This window comes from Proteus sp. MB838 (assembly GCF_054767435.1).
In genome coordinates this window covers 1-18,699 of the sequence record NZ_BAABMO010000054.1, presented here as the reverse complement: position 1 = coordinate 18,699, position 18,699 = coordinate 1, and the positions used below count along the sequence as shown (strand labels likewise).

Here is an 18,699-nt window from a genome sequence, read left to right as displayed (position 1 = left end):
CCGAAGCTCCCGAATAACAACGAGGGTTTATTTTTGACCTGTCAGCCCAACACCAACTGCTTCAGGTCGTTTGGTACATGCAGAATACCAAGCGGCAATACGGCATTTGCCTTCCAGTGTTGAGATATCACCCTGATATGCAACAACGCCATTTAAACCAACAGAAGGAATGTTAAATGCCTCTGTCTTCATGCCACTAAACAGCGCATGGTTAAGCGGGATAGGTTGAGATAGCAGAGTAATTGAATCATCAGCCCAGAAGATGTTTGTCTTAGACGTTTTCACGTTAAGGACATTAATTGCCGCGCCATTTGCAAGAGATGTATTCACGTTGGCATATGCGCGTTGTTCTGGTTTTAAATCTGCATCATCAAGCGCAATCGGCTTAGGCATAATGGTAATGTTGTTACCTTCAACACCAACAACAGCAAATGTTGCATCCTGAGTCAGTAAGTCTTTCGCCATTTGCGAGATGAACTTAACACCAGCAAAACTGATCTTATCACCGCGTTTAAATGCTGAACCGTCACTAACTTTAACTACTGCTGTGCGGTTATCAACGTTTTCACGATTTCCGTCAACATCTTCTTTCCATGCTTCAGGCTTGAACTTCTGCGCACCATCAACTGTAACACCAGTTGCTGTTCCAGCGGTTAGAGTTGGAAGCTTAGGTGAGCGAAGAACATCTTCAAAACCTGCAACTTGCTTTTGAATGGTTCCTGATTTATACGCTTCCTCTTGAATTCGTCCATATAAATCTTTACCCACCAGGTTATAACCAGCTTTGAGATAATCATCAGGGTTAAAGAAGTAACTCAACCCTTCATTGCGGTTTAACTCACGAGAGAAGATAAGAGATTCAGCCTGCGATACAAAACCCCAAGAATCCGCACCGTTAGATAAATCACCAGCATCAGCAATAACTAATGAGGCAGTTTCAGCTGCCTGTTTAGCAATGGATGTTTCGACGTTATTTGCCAGCTTAAGTCCTGATGCACGAATACGACGACGTATAGACGTTTCGTCACGAACATCATCAGCACGTAAACCGAAGAAATCGTTATCAGGAACGCCCATGTTACATTTAACAGACAATTCCAAAATGCCAGTTTCTTTATCTGTTAAATCCCAGCCTTTCTGCGTTGGCGCTTCTTGCTCTACTGGCATCCAGATAGTGTTTTGTGAACGTTGCATATCACCAGCTGGAGGTGTGTATTTACCTACACGCTGAGCCATTGGACAGTTATTTTCGATAGTGTTTACTACTTCATCCACCATATAGGTGATAATTTGACCTTCATTTAAAGCCATTATTTTATTCCTTGTAATTTAGCCTTGATAGCGCGGTACTTTTGTACATCACCTTTACTTGCTGCATCATCCATTTGCTTTTGTAATGCCGCGACATTTGCCGCTGTAACATCACCGCTAATAGGTTCGTCAGCAGGTGGTGCAGATGAACGTTGTGTACCGCGAGGCTTGAGAGTTAAACGATCAGCTAATCGAGTGAGTTCGATAGTGACTTGAACTGGATTTTTGCTAAATAAATCTTGTGCTTTTTCAGGGTTTGCACCTAGGTAGTAAATGATAGCGGCTGATTTTTCGGGAAAGTTCTGCGCGATACCCTCATAAACACCTTGAGGTAACACTTGCAACGCTGAATCTTCCTTTTCCTGATAGTCAGGCAAGTTTAACTTCTCAGCCGCATCATAATGAGCCTTGATTGCATTAGCGATTTGTTGACCTTGCTGTGTGTATTCCTGAGTTTTACGACCCTGATCCGCCACAGCTTTACTTCTTGCATCTAAAGCCTTGTTTTGCCATTTCAGCAACTCAGCCTGAAACGCAGCGTTAGCCTTATGAGTGTCATAGTCATATTTACCGAGTGCCTCATCAGATAAAAAATCATCCAGCTTAGGCATTTCTGGTAGCTCAGGATTTACCCGCAAGTTTTCAGGAAGTTCGCCATTTTCAATTGCTGCTATCTGTTGCTCAATTTCTCGCTGACGTTTACGAGCGATGCGTTTCGCTGCTTGGATAGCGTTATTGTTTGGTTTCCCTTCCTGTGGTTTCTCATCGTCTTTCAGGACAATCTCGAAGCCTTCCTCCTGTCCTGCTGCTGAGTTGGCATTTTCAGCAGACTGACTTTCTACGGATGCCGCCGCCTGATCGTCGGACAGGTTTAATTCTTCAGAGTTATTCTGAATTTCGGTGGTTGTACTCATGATATTTAACTCTCTTACATGGATTGAGGATTATTCTCGACGCTATTGTCGGTAGGAATGTTTTGTTGTTGCTGTTGTGCAACCTCGTTCAGAAGTTTAATGGTCTCTCTTACTGCCGATTCATCTATGTTTCTAGCCTGAGCCAGTTTATAGACTGTATTAGCTTGAGACTCCATTGCATCTTGCTGAGCGGTAAATGCTTTGATTTGAGTTTGCGCTGTTTGGTTATTAGCTTTGGTTTGCTCTGCTTGAGCCGCGATGATTTGCGCCTGAGCTAACATAGCGTTAGGATCTTGATTGCTTTGTGCTGCTTGCTGAGCTTCCATCAACCATTGTTGTTCTTCCTCGGTTTCTGGTTTCTTCAAGCCATTAACAATCAATTCCTTGTTGGCGTAATCTCTGATGTATTCGACCCCTTTACCTTCCATCATATTTGCATATGTCAGCATCATGACATTCCACATTGGATGCTCTACTGGAACCTTGGTAATAAGCTCACCTATCTCAGCCCTAGCAGCATCTTTTTGCGATTGGAAAGATGGCCCTACATCAGTGAATGTTTCGTACTTGCCTCGGATATCATTGCGAACAATCATTTCACCTTTGCGGAAGTCTAATTCTTCCTGCATTAGCTCAACCTGATTCTCACCCCCATCTTCAGCAGTTGTTGTTACTGTTCGGTTGGTGTCGTATATCTCAGCCGCAATTGATGCGTAAATTTCACCATCACGGCGCATCGCGATAGCTAAGTTATCCTGAAACACGTATGTCTCTAGGTCGATGCGACTATTTAGTTGATTGACGGTATCGAACGCCACCTGACCATTGGCCGCATCAGTATCGACACCGACACGAGCGGTTGATTTAGCTGCTTCCGTTGCCACTTCTAGTAGTAATGCATCAGCCTGTGAAACCTCGGCATTCTCCATATAAGCAACGGGTGAAGGAGGTAGGTCATTATTATTTTCATCAGTACGGTTGAGTAGATAGTAAGGGTAATCGTCCTCACCGCTAAACATGTGTTCATACCCTGCTATCTGCTCAGGATAGAAAAACGGCTTTTTCTTAGGCGATTTAGCGGCGGTGTCGGCAGACTTGGATAATATGAAGTTACGCAACCTTTGGGCGTCTTTCGACAGCCTAACAACCCCTTCGTATAACTCGTTATCATCAAAAAATGACCACTCGCCGTACAAAGGTACAATCGGTATGTGCTCGCCAGCTATTGGCATCTTATCTTTCAGAATGTCGGTGCTAGTGATGATTGACTTATAGACTCTGCGCTTTTTAACCCTACGCTCACCTACCTTTTGATAGCCAGCATTTGCCAGTTCATCAATCTTTTCTTTAGCTTCTTTTGCCGAATACGTTTGAAGGTCATTAGTTATCGGGTCACGATAAACAAACACCAACTCTTTCTTTTCTTCAACCTCATAATACTCAGCGATATGAATTGTCTTTCCACTCGACCAAGTGAACAGCAATTCGTTATTCGGTGATTGGAATGATGGTTGAATTTCAGGGTCTAACCCGTACTTTTCAGCGAACTCCTCCCATCCATCAATGTTCATCGCGTGAATTATCGTGCAATTCTTAGCGTCAGACTTATCCATTGCCTTAGCATTACAATCCCAGATAACGTGAGTGCAAGACTCATGCATTGGAACGCGTCGGATAATCTGGTTATTACTGGTTGGATTATCATCCTCATATTCAGTAGTTAGCCTCCAAGTACCGTAACCACACTCGATTTGCTCTCTTACTGCCACGTTAACGGCAATCTTTGAGCTATTGTTTCGCATGTCAGTTCGATACATACCCATAAGAATATCGGCGGCATCGGCTGGCGCGTTATCCTTCGGTCGATACTTAACCTCAATAGGATTCTTGCGCATCTCAGCGACGAGCTTACGAACCATTGGGCGCACTACGTCAAACTGACCTCGATATTGCAATGTGACATAGTTTTCCAGCCAGTCGTCCCACTGACTAACGCGACTAAAGAATAAATCGTTTCTCGCCTCCGTTCTGGCATTTTCAGATGCAGAGTAATCGAGGTCGAATTTGCGAAGTATTTTCTCAAGCCGCTCGTTTCTATCGACCATCTCTATCTCCTAATAGGTCTAATTGGGGCGGGAATTCTCTTTTCTTTAGGCTTTTTGATATCACGCAACTGCTTAGCGAAGCGCCTCATCATGTAGGCATAGCGAACAGCATCAAGCACATCATCGTTTGTTTTGACTATCTTCCCGTTTTCGTCACGGTGATATAGTCTGAACTCTTCAAAGAATGGCTCACAGGTATTAAATACTCTAAATCTGTTATCAAGCATCAGATCACGTAATTCATTAATACCGGACTCTACTGAGTTGCCACCCTCTGCAAATGTTGCGTGCTCCTTCAGCATTAAGAAGCCAGCATCCGCATACTGAGTTTTTAGTTGCTCACCACCGCCTTTCTCGCGCTGATGACCATCATGAGGCCATGCTACAGGAACTTTATTAGCCCATGACTTAACAGCACCCCACGCTTGAACTGCTGTGTTTTCCGACTTTTTCCACACTCTAGCAAGATAAAAAACATCCTCATCTTTATCCCACCACAACTGGATATGAGCCTGTGGGTGATTCCAGCCGAAATCCTGACCATCGATAACGTAAAAATGTTCAGGACATTCGAAAGGCTGGCACTTAACCGACTCTTCAGGTATTTGGTAAATTCGACCGCTACCCATTGTTGGAATACCACGAGCACGAGCCTCTCTTTCATGTTCAGGATATGAAGCAACAATCCGTTCTTTCTCTTCCTCGGTGTAGTGATCAGCATCATAGATAGTCATGTTGACTACCTTCTGTGCCTTACTCGGGTTCTTTAGAAATTTTTTTACGACATCAGACATACCCATCAGCGGGGTGAATGTTAGAATTGAAAACTGACCGTATTTGTTTGTGCGGGTGAGCCCTTCTGCGTAAATGGAATATGGCGGCTCCTCATCGAACCACACACCATGTATTGTGTCACCCTGCCATCTAGCGCGCCCTTGCGAGTAAGGTTTGAAGTAGCAGATTGACATCCCATCTTCCACGCCTTCAGCATTGCGGTGTCGGATAAGTATGTGATCTACAAGATTTGGGTAAAACGGTGATTTCTTCCAGCTAATAACATCCTCTTTTGGAATTGAACCGTAACCTATCTCACCAGTTTCCTCCACTCGCCCACACAAGATACGCTGAGTTGTTTTGGTTACTGTTTCGTTGGTTTCACCGCCAACCCACCACACATTAGGCTCAAGAAACCGCTTACCTTTCCACTCTCCTTTCCAAGCACCATCTTCAGGGTAACCTTTAGTGCCTGGATATCTTCCGGTTAAGTGAAATGCAACCTCGGCACCACCTGTATATGACTTACCCAACTGGTTACCGGCCATAAAGCAACGCTCGAAATAATTACCACCTGCCTCAATAAATTCTCTTTGCTTGTCATAGGGAGAGTATTCAAATAAGCGGTGCGTTTTCCTGTACTCTTCCTCTTCTTCCAATAACTCAAGCAATTCGTATTGTTCGTCGTCGCTCAGGTTATCAAGTATCTGATCCAGATTTTCCACGGTTGAATAACTCCTTAATTCGAGAGCGTCGCTTGTCACGGTCTCCCTTATCTGGAGTTACATCCTCGACCTCTTGTCTGTCTTTGAGACCTAAATCACGAGCAATAATATTTGCATTCAGTAAGTCAGCGGCTGCGCCTGAGAATTTCTGATCATAGATAACTTTCTCAGCTCGCGTAGTGACATCGATAAAATCTTCTCTGGTGCGATATAGTCGCCACGTGTCCTCGTGTATATCAATGAACAAGCAAAGCCCTGATAGCGTCATAGCTCGCATTTTAGGCAATGTTTCTTTAGTCACTACCCCTTGGAATGCAAACGCCTTAGTTTCATACAATGGATTCTTTTCAACCCAATCGAAGTATTCACAACAAGCGTTCCATAAATCATCAGGAGACTCGAATATGGGTTTTCTTCCGTGACTACTTCTAGCCTCCCAGAATCTATTTCCTTTTGGTGCTGCCATATATCCACCTAATCATTAGCACTAATTTTGTAATAAAACTTATTTATCTCATTACTAATCCAACCAGTTAGATACGCCAACGCCTCATGATTTTCATAATCTACTTTAATACCAACTATTTCTAACACCTTCCATGCGGCATGCACTGACTCATGAGATATAGTGTCGGCATTAAAACAATCGACATCTTTAAAGCTAATGAGGATTATCATCTCGCCAGTTTTTGTATTTTCAATCTGAACAACCTGCCCCATATTTGATGGGGTATGTATGCCCGAACCATAGATACTGCCTGCAACATCCTCAGTAGCGCAGATATGAATATTAAGCCCATATATGGGGACTTTTACTTTTTTATGTAATTTCATATATCCCCCTTTAATCAATTATCCAGCCCACTCGTAAATGAGCTGTGTAATTAACTAAGCTGATGGTAATGTGAAGCTAGGCGTTTGTTGTGTTCCGTCGGTCATTTCAATGGTTAAAGTAACAACGCCGCCTTCCTGTGACGCAGTGATAGTTTTAATACCCACGCCATCAACTCCGTTTTTACCATTAACGCCATCTTTACCAGAATCACCTTTATCGCCCTTATCTCCTTTGGCGCCGTTACCACCTGCAACAGGTTTGAACTTAGCCAAGAATTCACTTTCTGGAATTGCGAAGTCTTGGCCAGATTCATCTCTAAAATAAAACCAACCGACCTGTAATTGTGTGCGCTTGAGAAATTCAAATGTGACGTAAACCAATTCAGGCACATTAAGTAATTCGATATAAACATCATTACTCAGGATTCTATTTTTAATAGAAGTAATTTTTTGGCCGGATACTAATTTTTCACCGTCCAAAAATACGGGCCATGGATATATCACTGTTAACTCCTATGTGAATAGGTCTAGTGCTTCTTGAGCTTCTCGCGCCGCTTTCTGTGATCGTGATACAAACTCACTTTCAGTCTGGCACTGCTTATATGCGTCTTTGAATAACTCAAACTTGAGTGCGTCATCTTTAACGAACTCAATAGCAGCTTGAGCCGCTGCGGTATCGTTGCCAACTAACCGTAATAGCTCTAAGCGCATTTGATTCTGTGCTGTAATTTCTGTCATTTAATGTTCCTGTGTGAAGTTAATCGCAACCATCATCACGTATCACTACGTTACTTTGGTCACTTACGGCTTACCCGTCAGCAAGAAGGATCACCACCTGTTACCTTGTCGGGGTTATTCTTTGGGAATGCTTTTATCTAATTCTTCACGGAATTGAGTTGGGTTATCGAAACCTTGTGCTGCCATGATATTTCTCCATTAAAAAGCCCCGCTATTGCGAGGCTCGTTGTTGTTCAATTTCCCGTATTGCTTTCTTGTCTGAATTACATTGCTCAATAACCGATAACAGGGAGATGTTTAACATTAACAATTCTCCCCATGTCATTTGTTTGGGTATATAGGGCAATAGACAATTAGCGGTTAGGTGTGCCGGTATCGCTATGTGCTCCACTGGCACGTATTCTTTCTGAATAGTCGTGCATCCTGATAAGAGCGTCACTAGGAATAGTAGTATTGGCGCAATCATTATTGACAAGAACAGTTTTGATAACCGTTTTAACTTTTTCAGAATCCACGGCTGACCTATTCCGCTCTTCGCTATTAAGTGATGAGACATTGTTGATAATCCTGAATGTGCGGTTGGCATTTTCTGTGATTGAGTTTTGACGTGATAGTTGTTCAGTGAGTGATAATTTATCTTTTTCTAACTTAGTAATACTTTCACTCAGTTTATCAAGATGGTTACTTTGCCACGCAATGCAGATGATCATCACCAAGATAATGCCAACGGACACTGTTGTTTCGCCTAGCTTCATAATTAGTACCGATGATGTGAGAGAGCTATCTGACAGCGCTTGTCTAAACTGGCTTTATCATTAACACATGAATTATCAATTGAGAGATAAATGCCACCAGCAACCGAGATGAGTAATGTAAGGATAAAACCGACGATGATGATTAAAGGCTTCCATTGCATAATGCTGACTCCGCCTCTCTACGACTGACCAACCCTCGCCACACCTTTCCACCAGCATAAACCCAGCGTTTCATTTCTTCACAAGCGCCATTCTGATCACCAGCATTTAATTTCTTAAGCAATGTAGAGCGTGCAAAAGCTGTGGTGCCCACATTAAAAGCAAAGGAATATAGAGAAGCTTTTGTTTTATCATCGACCGGCACTTTAACCAGGACATCTACTTGCTGTTGCGTTCTGATAAAGTCTTTCTGTAGTAACTCGTCACACTCTTGTTGTGTGTATGTCTTACCTTGAATGATGTCGTTTCCAGTGTGTCCATAACAAACCGTCAGAATTCCAGCAACATCGCGGTAAGGTTCATAACGCACACCCTCAAAATAACCAATCACTGTTAGTGCAATACTTACCGCACCAGCACTCGCAACAGCTGTCACTTTTTGTTTTAGGTTCATTAGATGTCCTTTTTAGCTTTAGTCAGCATCTCACCGACTATTTTTTCGATTTCTCGCGGATCACTAGAACAATTTCGATGAACCAATTCAGCAAATAATGCTGTTCGTTTTCGCTGTTCTCGCCGTGTCATCAGACAAGTTGCCAGTCCAAGAAGCATGCTAAATCCCATCCCTATTACAAAGCCCCATTCATAAAGTGAGAGACTTGCAAAAAAGGCAGTTAAGCCAGCTGTTCCGTAGGTAGCATTGGTTAATTTGTCCATGCGCATATACACCCCCTACGGAGTGCCTAAGTTTAGTTAAAGGAGTGCCGACTCACAGCTCTTGTGTGAACGTGATAACGAGGGCAATTGTTCTGTGGTCGGCATATACGAAAAAAGACCGCCTAAGCGATCTTCTGAATGTGAACTATCCGGAAATTCCGGAGAGTTGGATTACCCACAATGCAAATAAGCACTCTGGATAAATATCAATAACTTATTCCCTCGAATTCGGGGGAATTAAAATGGTGGAATTACACCAGATTAAATAACAAAAAACCCCGCCGAAGCGAGGTCTTGAATTCTTTTAACGTTAACGAAATGGCAATAACCCATCGTTAGAACAATATTTACACAGAAAAGTGTAAAAGTCAATTCATTCGTTAGAAGTATTCGTTTTTAATTTGTTACCTTTTTTAGTATGTAATCTGCGTTACTTTCTCCTTTTTCACACTCAACCGCCAATGACTCATAAAATTTACTAACTGAACGCTTCCATTGATCAATCGTAATCCCTGAATGAGACACAGCCTGAAAAGCCTTTGATGCAGGTATTCGTTCGTAGCCACGGCCAGAACAACGCTTACAAGGCATACTGACAGCTTCACCGGTTAACCTTAGCGTTTCTTTGTCTATTGCCATACCACGCCCTTTACAGTCATTGCACGCACAAGAAACATAACCTTTACCGTTGCACTTATCACAAGCGCATGACTCAGTGTCATCAATAATGCGAACTTCTTTACCAAAGACTTTTTTAACCTTAACCGCCTTTATCTTAAAGCCTGATCCATTGCACTTTACGCACTCAGTAACACTTGATGCCGATCTGCAATAATCTGCATAAGCGAATTTTGCGAGTATTTGCATTACCTTTCGCTTAACATTCATATCGAGCTTGCGTAAGGCTGGAACCTTATCGCAATGATTCAATGCATGTCTAGTTAAAAGTTGTATCGCCTTATCTCTGTCATTTCGGCTTATTCCCATCTTCCCCAAGAATGCTGAATAGCCGAATGACTCTTTACTCTGACACATACCAAATGCGCCCATAACATCAGTGCCTGTTAATCTATCTGGTGATGTTGAGCTAGGCGCATCTGATATTGATGTGGTTTTAGCGAAGTGATATTTAACAGCGCTTTCTAGGTTCATCTCGCCTCCGGTAATACTGTGTGATAACCATCATTGGCAGTTGTATATAAAACCCTGACACCACCCATCAGCCCGCTTACCACTTCCATATAGTCCATAACCTGCATTACACAGAAGTTAACTCGACCGCCTGATCTGGATTTTAAATATCTTGCTTCTTCAATAGCTGCGATTAAGTCAGTGAACATCTTTCAGCTCCTTTACCGTTCTATACTTAGATGCGAATATGTAAGCTCTTCTTTTTGCTTTTGCTGTCCGTATATTTCGCCTATACCTGAGGTAGTTGTAAGGAATCCAAACAAACAATAAAATCCCCCAAGTTATAACTGCAAACCATGCATCAGGAGTCATTCTTCAGCTCCTTTAACTTTACTCGGTAGTGATCACGTATCCGCTCATAATCTTCACGTTTCCATTTTGGCAATTCATGAGACCCCATTAGGCGATCGAAACGTTCTTGACCAATTTTCTCTATTAGTCGAGGTGTGTAATTTTCGATATTTCCCGATAGATGGTTATTGCATGGGGCGCATTGCTTATGGCAGTTATCTTCATCGAACCTAAGTTCTGGGTTAGCACCGGTTGTTCGATAGTGTCCTGCGTGATACTGACCTTCGTGAAAACGCCCACATGAGATGCAAGGTTCATCCTTATCTCTTTCTCTGATAAATGCGTTGAATGCGGTCTGTGCTTGTTTGGTGAAATATGAGAGGGGTTTTACTGCTAACTTGCGGGCTTTGAGCTTGTCTTTTGCTTTAACTTCCTTTTCTCTTTGCTCCTTTTTACGTTTCGCTAATGCTTTTTCTTTCTCCTTGTTTCTTCGCTTTATCGCCAGTTCTGCTCCATGTTCTGGACAACACCACCAAATATTGCTGTATTTAGGGTGAAACCATTCTCGGCATATTTTACAGCGCCGTCGCCTTAGCTTCTGCATCTCCCTCTCCTTTGATTTTATCCATCACTTCCAAATGAGCGTATTCATCAGCACACTGAGCACACACGTAAACCTCATCATCTGTTAGCTGTCTATTGCATGATTGGCAGTTCATTTGATTTGTCTCATAGTTAGCCCATAACCAAACACTGCCCCAGTATCGATGTATTCCTGATTAGCGCGCTTTTCGATACCTTTAATCATTGGTGTGTGACCAAATAGAAATAGGTCCGCACCTTTAATCTCACGGACGTTATCGTTACCAATGCGCTCACGGCTCCAAATCACATACTGCTCATCTACTGGTTTGCCGAACTCGTATTCGTCGGATGGATAATCAGCATGTGCAATGACTGTCTTTTTTCCATCTGTATTTACTTCGATAATAAAGGGAAGTTTCTCTGCTCTGGCTAAGCAGGCGCGGGATAAAATCTCTTCCTCATAATTTTGCAGAAAAAACCAATTACCACCGTTGTATAGCCAGTTATTGACATCCCCACCATTAAACAAGGCATCAATAGCCATTTGCTCATGATTACCACGCACCGCTCTAAACCATTTTTCATTAATCAGGTCTAGGCATTCGACATTCTGATCACCCCTATCTATTAGGTCACCAACTGAAATCAATAAATCTTTTTCTTTATTAAAATCAATTCGATACATATTCCTTTTTAATAGATTGAAGCATCCGTGAATATCACCAACCACCCAAATATGGCGATATTGATCACCATCGATTCTGAGGTAAATTCCGTTTCTTTCTTCGCTCACTTTCTCGCCCTCCGCTTCTTGGCTGCTGGCTTCTCTTTGGGTTCTTCGTTGTCAATTTGCTTACCTTGTGGCTGTAAGCACTGAGGAATAAACTCCATCCACTTTTTCATGCTCTCTAGTGCGTTATTTCTCTTAGCCATAATTATTTGTCCTGCTCCCTTTTCAATTTCATATATTCACTGTTATCAGGTATCGTCACGAAACAACCTATACCTACCGCCCAGCGTTCAACCTGCTCCATGAAGTGGAACATTTCACCCGTATCAAGATTTGATGTTTTCCGAAGTGTCCTTACGCGCTCTGTAAGTTATGTAGTAACGTCAACCATATCAACCACCTCATAACCTAGGAATGTATGCTTAAGCATTTCCTTAACGGTTTCCGGTGTGTAATTGGCGTTGTTCTTACATAGATATTTGCTTATCTCTGAGCACCACAAATGAAAAGTGGAATTCTGAGATAATGAACGCTTGTTTTTCCAAGGCTTGATAATGATTCGGTGTGGTTGGTTTGTTGCTAGAACTTCTTTGAGGTGTTGCCATGCGGTATTTTTGGTTGATTCGTGGAAGAGAAAATCTGCTTCCAAGTTAGCCTCCTATGCTTTCTTCCCTCGGTTTACGAACCAATTGACAGCGTCAACTATTTGCTCGTCTTCGTACCAATTCTCAATCCATCGGGTTTCATATTTATCTTTGAAAATAGTAGGACCGCAATATGGGTGCCATGACATATAAATATATCGCCCGTCATTTAATCTGAGCCGATACATCCGATAACGGCTGATATGTATTATTCCATTACTCACTGTTAGCTCTCCTGTTCCATGCTGCTACAACTCCCACCATTGGTATTTTCGCTTAGCTTGTAAAATTAGCTCTTGCCAAATTGCTACGGCTTCTAGTTTTAATCTGCGATCGTCCATCATTCACCCTCTGGCATTGGTGGGAGTAGTAAAGGCATCCAGTGCGTTATTGGGTAATTATCATCTTCAATAAACTCATCACTATCGCTGATAAAATGACTGTAAGAACGCGACCAAATCCAACCTTCTCCACATGTATCAGAACGCATGAAAACGTGGTATACAAACTCTCCATTACCTCTGAACCATCCAGCAAATACTGGCGCGTCTAGTTCTGGCAATGTCTCACTACACTTAACCCAATTAGCTCCCTGCATTAGATGCCTCCTTTCGGTTTAGTCTTTTAACAAACGCATCAGAATCAATTCTTAAAAGGCGATTCATAACCTTTTCACAACGATATGGTTTGTGCATTTTTCGATTGCGGTCCGCTGTCTTTTTCCCGCCTCTCACATATCTACGTTTCCGTATCATTGCCTCATCAGCGTAGAGCCACATCAACTTTTTAAATTCTGTTCCTTTCATCACTCAACACCTCGCTTAATCGCCATAACTAATTTTTAAACTTCCTGATATGGCAACCACTGCTAAAAGTAACCATCCCCAACCTGATTTTTCGTGATACATCAGGAATGCAACAGATAAAAATCCAGTAATCGGTACTAGCATGAAAAACAATGTGCCTAAAATATCTCGTAAATATTCCATCTAAAAATCCTCACGATTCCCACTCGTAGCCGACTTTAATTGCCTTGGCTTGCTCAAGAGTATTTGTCATCACTTTCGTGTTAGAAATATTACCCCAGCAATCACACTCAACTGGCGTTAGGTAATATTCATTTTCTGTTCCATCATCGCTTTTGTAGGCATGGCGAACCGGATCACCTAAAACCTTGGTGACAGCATGTGTTAGTAAGTTCATCTAAAAATCCTCTTGCGTGTTAACACTCAATTTCTTCATCTAAGTAGTCGCTGTTTATATTGCTTAAAACTGCCTGATCTAAACCACCGCGAGCATTAGTGAAGTAATATGTTTTTTCTGCACCGGGTGCGTGTCGTGATTTCGTGCAAATAACCTCAGTGATACCTTTCAGATTGGTGTCGGGATGATATTTTTCATCACGATAAATCATGAAGATAACGTCAGCCTCTTGTTCGATAACGCCAGACTCTCTCAAATCAGCATTAACGGGGCGCTTATTGGTGCGTTGTTCTAAGTTACGGTTTAATTGAGCAAGTGCGACTACGGGACATTTAAGCTCTTTCGCTAGGTTTTTTAATCCTGTCGCAATTTCACCTACTGACTGATTCATATTTTCAGGATTGGTCATTTTCATTTTCTGCAAGTAGTCAACGATAATGACACCTAAACCACCCGTTTTTTTGTGCATCTTTCTAGCGTCAGCACGTATTTCATGAATGCTCATTGATGGTCGGTCATTGATATAAATCGGTGATTCTTGAATGTCAGCAAGCGCATGAGATAACTTAGCCCAAGCCTCATCCATGTTGATTTTCGATTTATCATCACCGAGCAAGTCTTGCTTGTTAACCCCTGCGTGATGAAATGAAATGCGTTCTGATATCTGCCATGACGGCATTTCGAGACTATAAAAAACAACGGGTTTCTTTTGCTTCAATCCGATTGCTTTTGAAATTGCTGTACTGAACATGGTTTTACCCATGCCAGGACGGCCACCAACAACAATCAAATCGGTGTTATTAAATCCACCAAATGTCTTATCGATATCAGGTAAACCAAACTGAGTTTTATATTTCCAGATATCACCGTTGATCATCGACTCAAGAATATTTATCGACTCGTTCACACCGTCCATGATGTGCTGTGTTTCAACAACGCTACCTGTGTCCATTGATGAGATTGAGGATTGGACCTCACCAACAACATCAACAAGGTTGCTAACGTTTGATGAGCTAATCTTCGCAATGCCTTCATTGAGAACAGCAAGCGTTTTTCGTGCCGTGGTTAGATCCTTTATCTTCTGAACATAACCGGGTAACATTTGAATACTTGATGTGTTTTTAGTGCATTCAGCAAGATAGCCGAACCCGCCAGTAATATCTGAATTACCTTGTTGTTCAATTTCTCCATTCAGTAAAACCAAATCAACCTTAGAGCCATTCCTGACAAGGCTTTGCATGGCTTTAAATATGGCTTTGTGAGCCGATGATGTGAAATCGTCAGCAACTAAACTTTCAATCGCTGAGATAGCAATTTCTTCTGTTTCAGATGTGGCAATCAGTATTCCGCCAATGACAGCCTGCTCTGAGTAATAATCCGTGAATTTATTTTCCATTAAACAATCCCTTTTTTCCGTTCGATATATTCGCGCTTGGCTTGTTCGTAGGTTTGCGACCATCTTGTCGGCGTTAAGATCCAGTCAAGAGTTAACCACCCCTTATCTTGCAGACCAGTGAATAAACTTGATTGCGATATCAGCTTGAAGCAGGTGTCCATGTGTTTTACTTCACGCCATTGCCCTTTGTTAGTTTTGCCATTCCAGACAGCCTCCAAATCTTTGTAAGCAGGTCTGCGTGATGTCCACTCATGAAAATCAATGGCTCTTTCAGGAACGTATTTGTTCCAGATTTTGATTAATTCTTCATGAGGACAATCGACAGGATTGATACCGTCTCGGTTTTTCCACTTGATCGCATCTGACAGATAGCCATCGAAGCGAGTCATTCGACACAAGTTCTGAGGTTTTAAGTCCTTCCCTTTAGTCCAAGTCTTAACAGCCCACTCCATCACAAGTTTAATTTCATCAGCTGTGTAGCATTCGCCTTTAGCTTTGATGGTATTAAGCGCTTTTAGGATGGGTTCCGTAGATTGAAATTTAGAATTGGTTAGCCGATTAAAATAATCGAGAATTCCTAGAGCTATATTTTCCCCTACGGGGGTAAGGGGGATCTTTTCTTTCTTTTCTTTTGTAATAGTTTCTTTTGTGTGTCCCTGTTTTGGTGACAGCGCTGTCACGCTTTTGGTGACACTTTTTGTCACTGTTTTGGTGACAATGACACCGTTTTGGTGATAATCAGGAATATCCCACTCAGTTAGGTTTTTATTAGGCCCTATCGCCATACCAACTTTCACTATAACTTTCATAGCGATAAGCTCATTTTTTGCCTTGTTAACTTTCTGCCTTGGTAGTCTAGTTAACTCTGCCAACTGACTGTCTGATATGCGGTCTGTTTTCTTATTAAACCCATAAGTTTTCCTGCAAATAGCATGAGCAACTTTTGCCTGATTCTTTGTTAGGTTTGCGCCAATTAATTCTTCGTAAAGTTCGTTAGCTAATTTTGTATAGCCATTATCAAGATCTGCCACGTTAGGCCTCTCTTGCCGTCGTTGATTACCAAAATATGCATATGCAACATTACTCATGCGATCCTCCTAGTAATTTCTCACGATGCTCATTTCTCAATTTTGCATCTTCGAATGCTTCCTTTAGACGTTTACTTCCTAACGGTGTCACTTCTCGTAACGTCTTATCTCGCATGATGTTTTTATGCACTTCGTGACGATTAAACCAATGATTAACTTTCTTCTTCATGGTATAATTCCCTTATTCCTAAGCTGTATCAGACAAGAGAAACCTAAATTTCCCTTGTCGTAATTACTGGTTATTGATACAGTGTATTTGTTGGTTTAAATGGTTAAGTCCATTTATTAATGCGCCTCGGTTGCTCCAACAATCGGGGCGTTTTCTTTTGTTCTCATCTGAGAAAGCTCACCTATTTGTTTCCATAAAAAGCGGTATTCTTCCTCTGATATTTTCCTCTCACCTTCCATCACAAAATCGACTATTCCAGATGCGACTAATGTCTCGCATATCTCTGGATATTTTTCAGTTCTGCGTAGAATGGTTGAGTCATGAACACCTAATGTTTTAGCTACTACCGATTGAGTTTTACTTCTCAATGCCTGTAATGCCGAAGCCATTAAGTGGTCAGAAATAAATTGATTGAATTGTTTGCGTGTATTTGCGCATTCCATTGTTCATACTCCGTTATGTGATTACTTCCCATATTGGGAACAGCAGTAATGATCCGTGGCTCATTCCATATGAGCGGATTGTTTGCTCTGAGAATTTACTCTGAGCGGGTTAGCGATGTTAAAGAGCGGGTGAAACTAATTTTTATCTTTTACTAAATGCTCAAATGGTATTCCGAATAGTTCGTTGATTTGAGCGTATCTTGCAGGAGGAATGCGACCTTTTTGCTCCCATTGTCTAATGGCCTGATCGCTAATCTTTAACTTCTTAGCTAAAGCTGGAATTCCACCTGCTTTTTTAATTGTTGTTTCCAATGCATTCATAAAGATATTCCTTTAACTGATTAACAACAAGAAGAATACAAGAAACGCTTTATTTAAGCAAGTATTACTTGTTGGAAAAATAAAAGCGCAACTTGTATATTGAGCGAATGAAAACTATGCGCGAAAGAATCAAGCAAGCTAGACTTGCAAAAAACATGACCCAAGCTGAGTTAGCTGAGTTGGTAGGAGTGTCACCACAATCAGTACAGCAGTGGGAGACCAGTACTGAGCCAAGAAAAAACAGAGTTATTAAAATTGCTGAAATACTTGAAGTTGATACCAATTGGTTGTTATTCGGAATAACTGATATTGATGAAAGAAACAAAGTCAGTAGTATTCAAATAAATCAAGATATTGAAGTTTCAGATAAAAATACCTACAAGGTGGAGATGCTGGATATCCAAGCTAGTGCAGGGCCAGGTGTGATGGTTCTTGATGATTTTATTGAGACAATAACGGCTATTGAGTATTCAGCAGATGAAGCAAAAAGACTGTTTGGTGGGAGATCTGCATCCACAATCAAGATGATCACTGTTAAAGGTGACTCTATGGCTGGAACATTTGAGCCCAGAGATCAAATATTCGTAGATATCACCACTAACTTTTTTGATGGTGATGGAATTTATGTCTTTGTATTAGATAATCAGCTATATATAAAAAGGCTTCAAAAGCAATATAAGAGACTGGCTGTCATATCGGATAACGCAAGATATGAAACTTGGTATTTAGAAGAAGATAGTATCAATAGCCTCTACATTCATGCCAAAGTTTTAGTTAGCCAATCTATAAAATACAAATTTCATGGATAGAAATTTATTTAATTATCAGGTAGTAACTAAATGAAAAATATAATTTTATTACTAATTACTGTTTCTTCAATATCTGTCCATGCTACTAATAAGATTGATATCACTAATGAAGATGACTTCAAATTGATAACTACAATCATGAAAGCATCTGAGTGCAACGCTTACTCTTCTTTATATAAATTTCAGCAAGAAAATAATGTGCCAAATGGGGATGAGTTTATAGATAAGTTCATGAGCAATGAGGCAAAAAAGAAAAACAGCACCTTAATTGATATGACCAACGATTGCCAGAAAGCACTACTGGATTTCGCAGAAATAACATCAAGTAAAAACTAGCTACCTCTCACCTACCACATCACAGATCCCTCTTTAATGAGGGATTTTTTATGCCTACAAATCACAAAAAACTGCCAACAGAATAAAAAATTTAAATTTTTTACAAAAAATAACACAAACAAAAACAAGCATTTATTGTTTAAATAAAGATTAACTCAAGTTTTTACACAAGTTTTACTTGTCTTAATAAAGTAATGCTTGTATAGTTAATCACATCAAAGGCAAGTAGCCATAGATAAACAAACAGGATGTTCGCTCTTTTACAATTAGGAACGCTCAGAATAAATTTTTAGAGCAACCACTGAGTGGTTTTTGGGATTGGTGTAGAAGATGGCGTGACGTAGCCACTTTCGCATAGCGGATCATGATTAGTCACATGACTATGCCAATCACCAAAGATCACTTAGGAGGCAAATATGGCAACGATAATTTTTAAAGAGAACTCAAAAATTCGCAGACGC

At 41.2% G+C, this 18,699-nt stretch carries 30 protein-coding genes; 2 read left to right on the top strand and 28 right to left on the bottom strand.

The window, feature by feature from the left end:
- Nucleotides 1–27 precede the first annotated feature (27 nt).
- The 28 genes from ACYUCW_RS16545 to ACYUCW_RS16410 form a co-directional block, all read right to left on the bottom strand.
- Complete coding sequence (locus tag ACYUCW_RS16545; protein WP_460409056.1) at nt 28–1,311, bottom strand: P22 phage major capsid protein family protein; 1,284 nt, start codon at nt 1,309–1,311, stop codon at nt 28–30.
- Nucleotides 1,311–2,225 carry a scaffolding protein gene (locus ACYUCW_RS16540; RefSeq protein WP_460409054.1) on the bottom strand — a complete coding sequence of 305 codons (915 nt, stop codon included), beginning with the start codon at nt 2,223–2,225 and terminating at the stop codon, nt 1,311–1,313. The genes ACYUCW_RS16545 and ACYUCW_RS16540 overlap by 1 nt, the downstream gene beginning before the upstream one ends.
- 14 nt (nt 2,226–2,239) lie before the next feature.
- Nucleotides 2,240–4,330 carry a portal protein gene (locus ACYUCW_RS16535; protein ID WP_460409052.1) on the bottom strand — a complete coding sequence of 697 codons (2,091 nt, stop codon included), beginning with the start codon at nt 4,328–4,330 and terminating at the stop codon, nt 2,240–2,242.
- A gap of 2 nt (nt 4,331–4,332) precedes the next feature.
- Nucleotides 4,333–5,829, bottom strand: coding sequence for a terminase large subunit domain-containing protein (locus tag ACYUCW_RS16530; RefSeq protein WP_460409050.1), 1,497 nt, complete (start codon nt 5,827–5,829; stop codon nt 4,333–4,335).
- A complete protein-coding gene (locus tag ACYUCW_RS16525; protein ID WP_460409049.1) occupies nt 5,804–6,295 on the bottom strand; it encodes a DNA-packaging protein in 492 nt (163 codons plus the stop codon). Before ACYUCW_RS16525 ends, ACYUCW_RS16530 begins: the two co-directional genes overlap by 26 nt.
- A gap of 8 nt (nt 6,296–6,303) precedes the next feature.
- The gene (locus tag ACYUCW_RS16520; RefSeq protein ID WP_036970157.1) at nt 6,304–6,663 is read right to left on the bottom strand and encodes a hypothetical protein; all 360 of its coding nucleotides are present in this window, start codon (nt 6,661–6,663) and stop codon (nt 6,304–6,306) included.
- Nucleotides 6,664–6,717: 54 nt separating this feature from the next.
- Nucleotides 6,718–7,167 carry a hypothetical protein gene (locus ACYUCW_RS16515; RefSeq protein ID WP_460409047.1) on the bottom strand — a complete coding sequence of 150 codons (450 nt, stop codon included), beginning with the start codon at nt 7,165–7,167 and terminating at the stop codon, nt 6,718–6,720.
- 9 nt (nt 7,168–7,176) lie between these two features.
- Nucleotides 7,177–7,401: a DUF2560 family protein gene (locus tag ACYUCW_RS16510; protein ID WP_036977151.1), complete on the bottom strand. Its 225-nt coding sequence runs from the start codon at nt 7,399–7,401 to the stop codon at nt 7,177–7,179.
- A 211-nt stretch (nt 7,402–7,612) separates the two neighbouring features.
- Nucleotides 7,613–7,867, bottom strand: coding sequence for an Rz1-like lysis system protein LysC (gene lysC / locus ACYUCW_RS16505; RefSeq protein WP_460409045.1), 255 nt, complete (start codon nt 7,865–7,867; stop codon nt 7,613–7,615).
- Nucleotides 7,755–8,156 carry a hypothetical protein gene (locus ACYUCW_RS16500; RefSeq protein ID WP_460409043.1) on the bottom strand — a complete coding sequence of 134 codons (402 nt, stop codon included), beginning with the start codon at nt 8,154–8,156 and terminating at the stop codon, nt 7,755–7,757. Before ACYUCW_RS16500 ends, lysC begins: the two co-directional genes overlap by 113 nt.
- A gap of 2 nt (nt 8,157–8,158) precedes the next feature.
- Nucleotides 8,159–8,317 (bottom strand): hypothetical protein, encoded by a 159-nt coding sequence (locus tag ACYUCW_RS16495; protein WP_168725612.1) that lies wholly within the window; start codon nt 8,315–8,317, stop codon nt 8,159–8,161.
- A complete protein-coding gene (locus tag ACYUCW_RS16490; protein ID WP_049257301.1) occupies nt 8,299–8,769 on the bottom strand; it encodes a lysozyme in 471 nt (156 codons plus the stop codon). Before ACYUCW_RS16490 ends, ACYUCW_RS16495 begins: the two co-directional genes overlap by 19 nt.
- On the bottom strand, nt 8,769–9,038 hold the full coding sequence (locus tag ACYUCW_RS16485; protein WP_460409041.1) for a phage holin family protein: 270 nt from the start codon (nt 9,036–9,038) through the stop codon (nt 8,769–8,771). The genes ACYUCW_RS16490 and ACYUCW_RS16485 overlap by 1 nt, the downstream gene beginning before the upstream one ends.
- Nucleotides 9,039–9,428: 390 nt before the next feature.
- Nucleotides 9,429–10,184: an antitermination protein Q gene (locus tag ACYUCW_RS16480; protein WP_460409039.1), complete on the bottom strand. Its 756-nt coding sequence runs from the start codon at nt 10,182–10,184 to the stop codon at nt 9,429–9,431.
- On the bottom strand, nt 10,181–10,372 hold the full coding sequence (locus ACYUCW_RS16475; protein WP_460409037.1) for a hypothetical protein: 192 nt from the start codon (nt 10,370–10,372) through the stop codon (nt 10,181–10,183). The genes ACYUCW_RS16480 and ACYUCW_RS16475 overlap by 4 nt, the downstream gene beginning before the upstream one ends.
- Nucleotides 10,373–10,524: 152 nt before the next feature.
- Nucleotides 10,525–11,118 carry a recombination protein NinG gene (locus ACYUCW_RS16470; RefSeq protein ID WP_196551329.1) on the bottom strand — a complete coding sequence of 198 codons (594 nt, stop codon included), beginning with the start codon at nt 11,116–11,118 and terminating at the stop codon, nt 10,525–10,527.
- Nucleotides 11,090–11,233 carry a protein NinF gene (locus tag ACYUCW_RS16465; protein WP_196721363.1) on the bottom strand — a complete coding sequence of 48 codons (144 nt, stop codon included), beginning with the start codon at nt 11,231–11,233 and terminating at the stop codon, nt 11,090–11,092. The genes ACYUCW_RS16470 and ACYUCW_RS16465 overlap by 29 nt, the downstream gene beginning before the upstream one ends.
- Complete coding sequence (locus tag ACYUCW_RS16460; protein ID WP_460409035.1) at nt 11,230–11,892, bottom strand: metallophosphoesterase; 663 nt, start codon at nt 11,890–11,892, stop codon at nt 11,230–11,232. Before ACYUCW_RS16460 ends, ACYUCW_RS16465 begins: the two co-directional genes overlap by 4 nt.
- Before the next feature lie 307 nt (nt 11,893–12,199).
- Nucleotides 12,200–12,478, bottom strand: a complete 279-nt coding sequence (locus tag ACYUCW_RS16455; RefSeq protein ID WP_460409033.1) for a recombination protein NinB — start codon at nt 12,476–12,478, stop codon at nt 12,200–12,202.
- A gap of 335 nt (nt 12,479–12,813) precedes the next feature.
- Complete coding sequence (locus tag ACYUCW_RS16450) at nt 12,814–13,071, bottom strand: DUF551 domain-containing protein (protein ID WP_071233456.1); 258 nt, start codon at nt 13,069–13,071, stop codon at nt 12,814–12,816.
- Complete coding sequence (locus ACYUCW_RS16445; RefSeq protein ID WP_064497301.1) at nt 13,058–13,279, bottom strand: hypothetical protein; 222 nt, start codon at nt 13,277–13,279, stop codon at nt 13,058–13,060. The genes ACYUCW_RS16450 and ACYUCW_RS16445 overlap by 14 nt, the downstream gene beginning before the upstream one ends.
- A 15-nt stretch (nt 13,280–13,294) precedes the next feature.
- The gene (locus tag ACYUCW_RS16440; protein WP_152964332.1) at nt 13,295–13,462 is read right to left on the bottom strand and encodes a hypothetical protein; all 168 of its coding nucleotides are present in this window, start codon (nt 13,460–13,462) and stop codon (nt 13,295–13,297) included.
- Nucleotides 13,463–13,472: 10 nt separating this feature from the next.
- Nucleotides 13,473–13,676, bottom strand: coding sequence for a hypothetical protein (locus ACYUCW_RS16435; RefSeq protein ID WP_161727802.1), 204 nt, complete (start codon nt 13,674–13,676; stop codon nt 13,473–13,475).
- Between the two features lie 19 nt (nt 13,677–13,695).
- A complete protein-coding gene (locus ACYUCW_RS16430; RefSeq protein WP_460409030.1) occupies nt 13,696–15,135 on the bottom strand; it encodes a replicative DNA helicase in 1,440 nt (479 codons plus the stop codon).
- Entirely contained in the window at nt 15,072–16,160 is a 1,089-nt protein-coding gene (locus tag ACYUCW_RS16425) for a replication protein (protein WP_460409029.1), read from the bottom strand. Before ACYUCW_RS16425 ends, ACYUCW_RS16430 begins: the two co-directional genes overlap by 64 nt.
- Entirely contained in the window at nt 16,153–16,329 is a 177-nt protein-coding gene (locus tag ACYUCW_RS16420; RefSeq protein WP_164484703.1) for a hypothetical protein, read from the bottom strand. Before ACYUCW_RS16420 ends, ACYUCW_RS16425 begins: the two co-directional genes overlap by 8 nt.
- Before the next feature lie 116 nt (nt 16,330–16,445).
- Nucleotides 16,446–16,772 (bottom strand): CII family transcriptional regulator, encoded by a 327-nt coding sequence (locus ACYUCW_RS16415; protein ID WP_460409028.1) that lies wholly within the window; start codon nt 16,770–16,772, stop codon nt 16,446–16,448.
- Nucleotides 16,773–16,907: 135 nt separating this feature from the next.
- Nucleotides 16,908–17,093 (bottom strand): Cro/CI family transcriptional regulator, encoded by a 186-nt coding sequence (locus ACYUCW_RS16410; RefSeq protein WP_012367616.1) that lies wholly within the window; start codon nt 17,091–17,093, stop codon nt 16,908–16,910.
- Nucleotides 17,094–17,200: 107 nt separating this feature from the next.
- Here ACYUCW_RS16410 and ACYUCW_RS16405 point away from each other — a divergent pair, with 107 nt between their 5' ends.
- The gene (locus ACYUCW_RS16405) at nt 17,201–17,902 is read left to right on the top strand and encodes an XRE family transcriptional regulator (protein ID WP_012367615.1); all 702 of its coding nucleotides are present in this window, start codon (nt 17,201–17,203) and stop codon (nt 17,900–17,902) included.
- 30 nt (nt 17,903–17,932) lie between these two features.
- The gene (locus ACYUCW_RS16400; protein ID WP_460409027.1) at nt 17,933–18,238 is read left to right on the top strand and encodes a hypothetical protein; all 306 of its coding nucleotides are present in this window, start codon (nt 17,933–17,935) and stop codon (nt 18,236–18,238) included.
- Nucleotides 18,239–18,699: the final 461 nt, after the last annotated feature.

Excerpts from the sequence above, each read along its gene's own strand:
- ACYUCW_RS16475 (WP_460409037.1), bottom strand. The coding sequence starts at position 10,372 with ATGTTCACTGACTTAATCGCAGCTATTGAAGAAGCAAGATATTTAAAA.
- ACYUCW_RS16435 (WP_161727802.1), bottom strand. The coding sequence starts at position 13,676 with ATGAACTTACTAACACATGCTGTCACCAAGGTTTTAGGTGATCCGGTT.
- ACYUCW_RS16510 (WP_036977151.1), bottom strand. The coding sequence starts at position 7,401 with ATGACAGAAATTACAGCACAGAATCAAATGCGCTTAGAGCTATTACGG.
- ACYUCW_RS16450 (WP_071233456.1), bottom strand. The coding sequence starts at position 13,071 with ATGCAGGGAGCTAATTGGGTTAAGTGTAGTGAGACATTGCCAGAACTA.
- ACYUCW_RS16535 (WP_460409052.1), bottom strand. The coding sequence starts at position 4,330 with ATGGTCGATAGAAACGAGCGGCTTGAGAAAATACTTCGCAAATTCGAC.
- ACYUCW_RS16445 (WP_064497301.1), bottom strand. The coding sequence starts at position 13,279 with ATGAAAGGAACAGAATTTAAAAAGTTGATGTGGCTCTACGCTGATGAG.
- ACYUCW_RS16520 (WP_036970157.1), bottom strand. The coding sequence starts at position 6,663 with ATGAAATTACATAAAAAAGTAAAAGTCCCCATATATGGGCTTAATATT.
- ACYUCW_RS16465 (WP_196721363.1), bottom strand. The coding sequence starts at position 11,233 with ATGAACTGCCAATCATGCAATAGACAGCTAACAGATGATGAGGTTTAC.
- lysC (WP_460409045.1), bottom strand. The coding sequence starts at position 7,867 with ATGATTGCGCCAATACTACTATTCCTAGTGACGCTCTTATCAGGATGC.
- ACYUCW_RS16410 (WP_012367616.1), bottom strand. The coding sequence starts at position 17,093 with ATGAATGCATTGGAAACAACAATTAAAAAAGCAGGTGGAATTCCAGCT.
- ACYUCW_RS16425 (WP_460409029.1), bottom strand. The coding sequence starts at position 16,160 with ATGAGTAATGTTGCATATGCATATTTTGGTAATCAACGACGGCAAGAG.
- ACYUCW_RS16500 (WP_460409043.1), bottom strand. The coding sequence starts at position 8,156 with ATGAAGCTAGGCGAAACAACAGTGTCCGTTGGCATTATCTTGGTGATG.
- ACYUCW_RS16545 (WP_460409056.1), bottom strand. The coding sequence starts at position 1,311 with ATGGCTTTAAATGAAGGTCAAATTATCACCTATATGGTGGATGAAGTA.
- ACYUCW_RS16525 (WP_460409049.1), bottom strand. The coding sequence starts at position 6,295 with ATGGCAGCACCAAAAGGAAATAGATTCTGGGAGGCTAGAAGTAGTCAC.
- ACYUCW_RS16540 (WP_460409054.1), bottom strand. The coding sequence starts at position 2,225 with ATGAGTACAACCACCGAAATTCAGAATAACTCTGAAGAATTAAACCTG.
- ACYUCW_RS16490 (WP_049257301.1), bottom strand. The coding sequence starts at position 8,769 with ATGAACCTAAAACAAAAAGTGACAGCTGTTGCGAGTGCTGGTGCGGTA.
- ACYUCW_RS16415 (WP_460409028.1), bottom strand. The coding sequence starts at position 16,772 with ATGGAATGCGCAAATACACGCAAACAATTCAATCAATTTATTTCTGAC.
- ACYUCW_RS16430 (WP_460409030.1), bottom strand. The coding sequence starts at position 15,135 with ATGGTCGCAAACCTACGAACAAGCCAAGCGCGAATATATCGAACGGAA.
- ACYUCW_RS16495 (WP_168725612.1), bottom strand. The coding sequence starts at position 8,317 with ATGCAATGGAAGCCTTTAATCATCATCGTCGGTTTTATCCTTACATTA.
- ACYUCW_RS16440 (WP_152964332.1), bottom strand. The coding sequence starts at position 13,462 with ATGGAATATTTACGAGATATTTTAGGCACATTGTTTTTCATGCTAGTA.
- ACYUCW_RS16480 (WP_460409039.1), bottom strand. The coding sequence starts at position 10,184 with ATGAACCTAGAAAGCGCTGTTAAATATCACTTCGCTAAAACCACATCA.
- ACYUCW_RS16420 (WP_164484703.1), bottom strand. The coding sequence starts at position 16,329 with ATGAAGAAGAAAGTTAATCATTGGTTTAATCGTCACGAAGTGCATAAA.
- ACYUCW_RS16405 (WP_012367615.1), top strand. The coding sequence starts at position 17,201 with ATGAAAACTATGCGCGAAAGAATCAAGCAAGCTAGACTTGCAAAAAAC.
- ACYUCW_RS16485 (WP_460409041.1), bottom strand. The coding sequence starts at position 9,038 with ATGCGCATGGACAAATTAACCAATGCTACCTACGGAACAGCTGGCTTA.
- ACYUCW_RS16470 (WP_196551329.1), bottom strand. The coding sequence starts at position 11,118 with ATGCAGAAGCTAAGGCGACGGCGCTGTAAAATATGCCGAGAATGGTTT.
- ACYUCW_RS16400 (WP_460409027.1), top strand. The coding sequence starts at position 17,933 with ATGAAAAATATAATTTTATTACTAATTACTGTTTCTTCAATATCTGTC.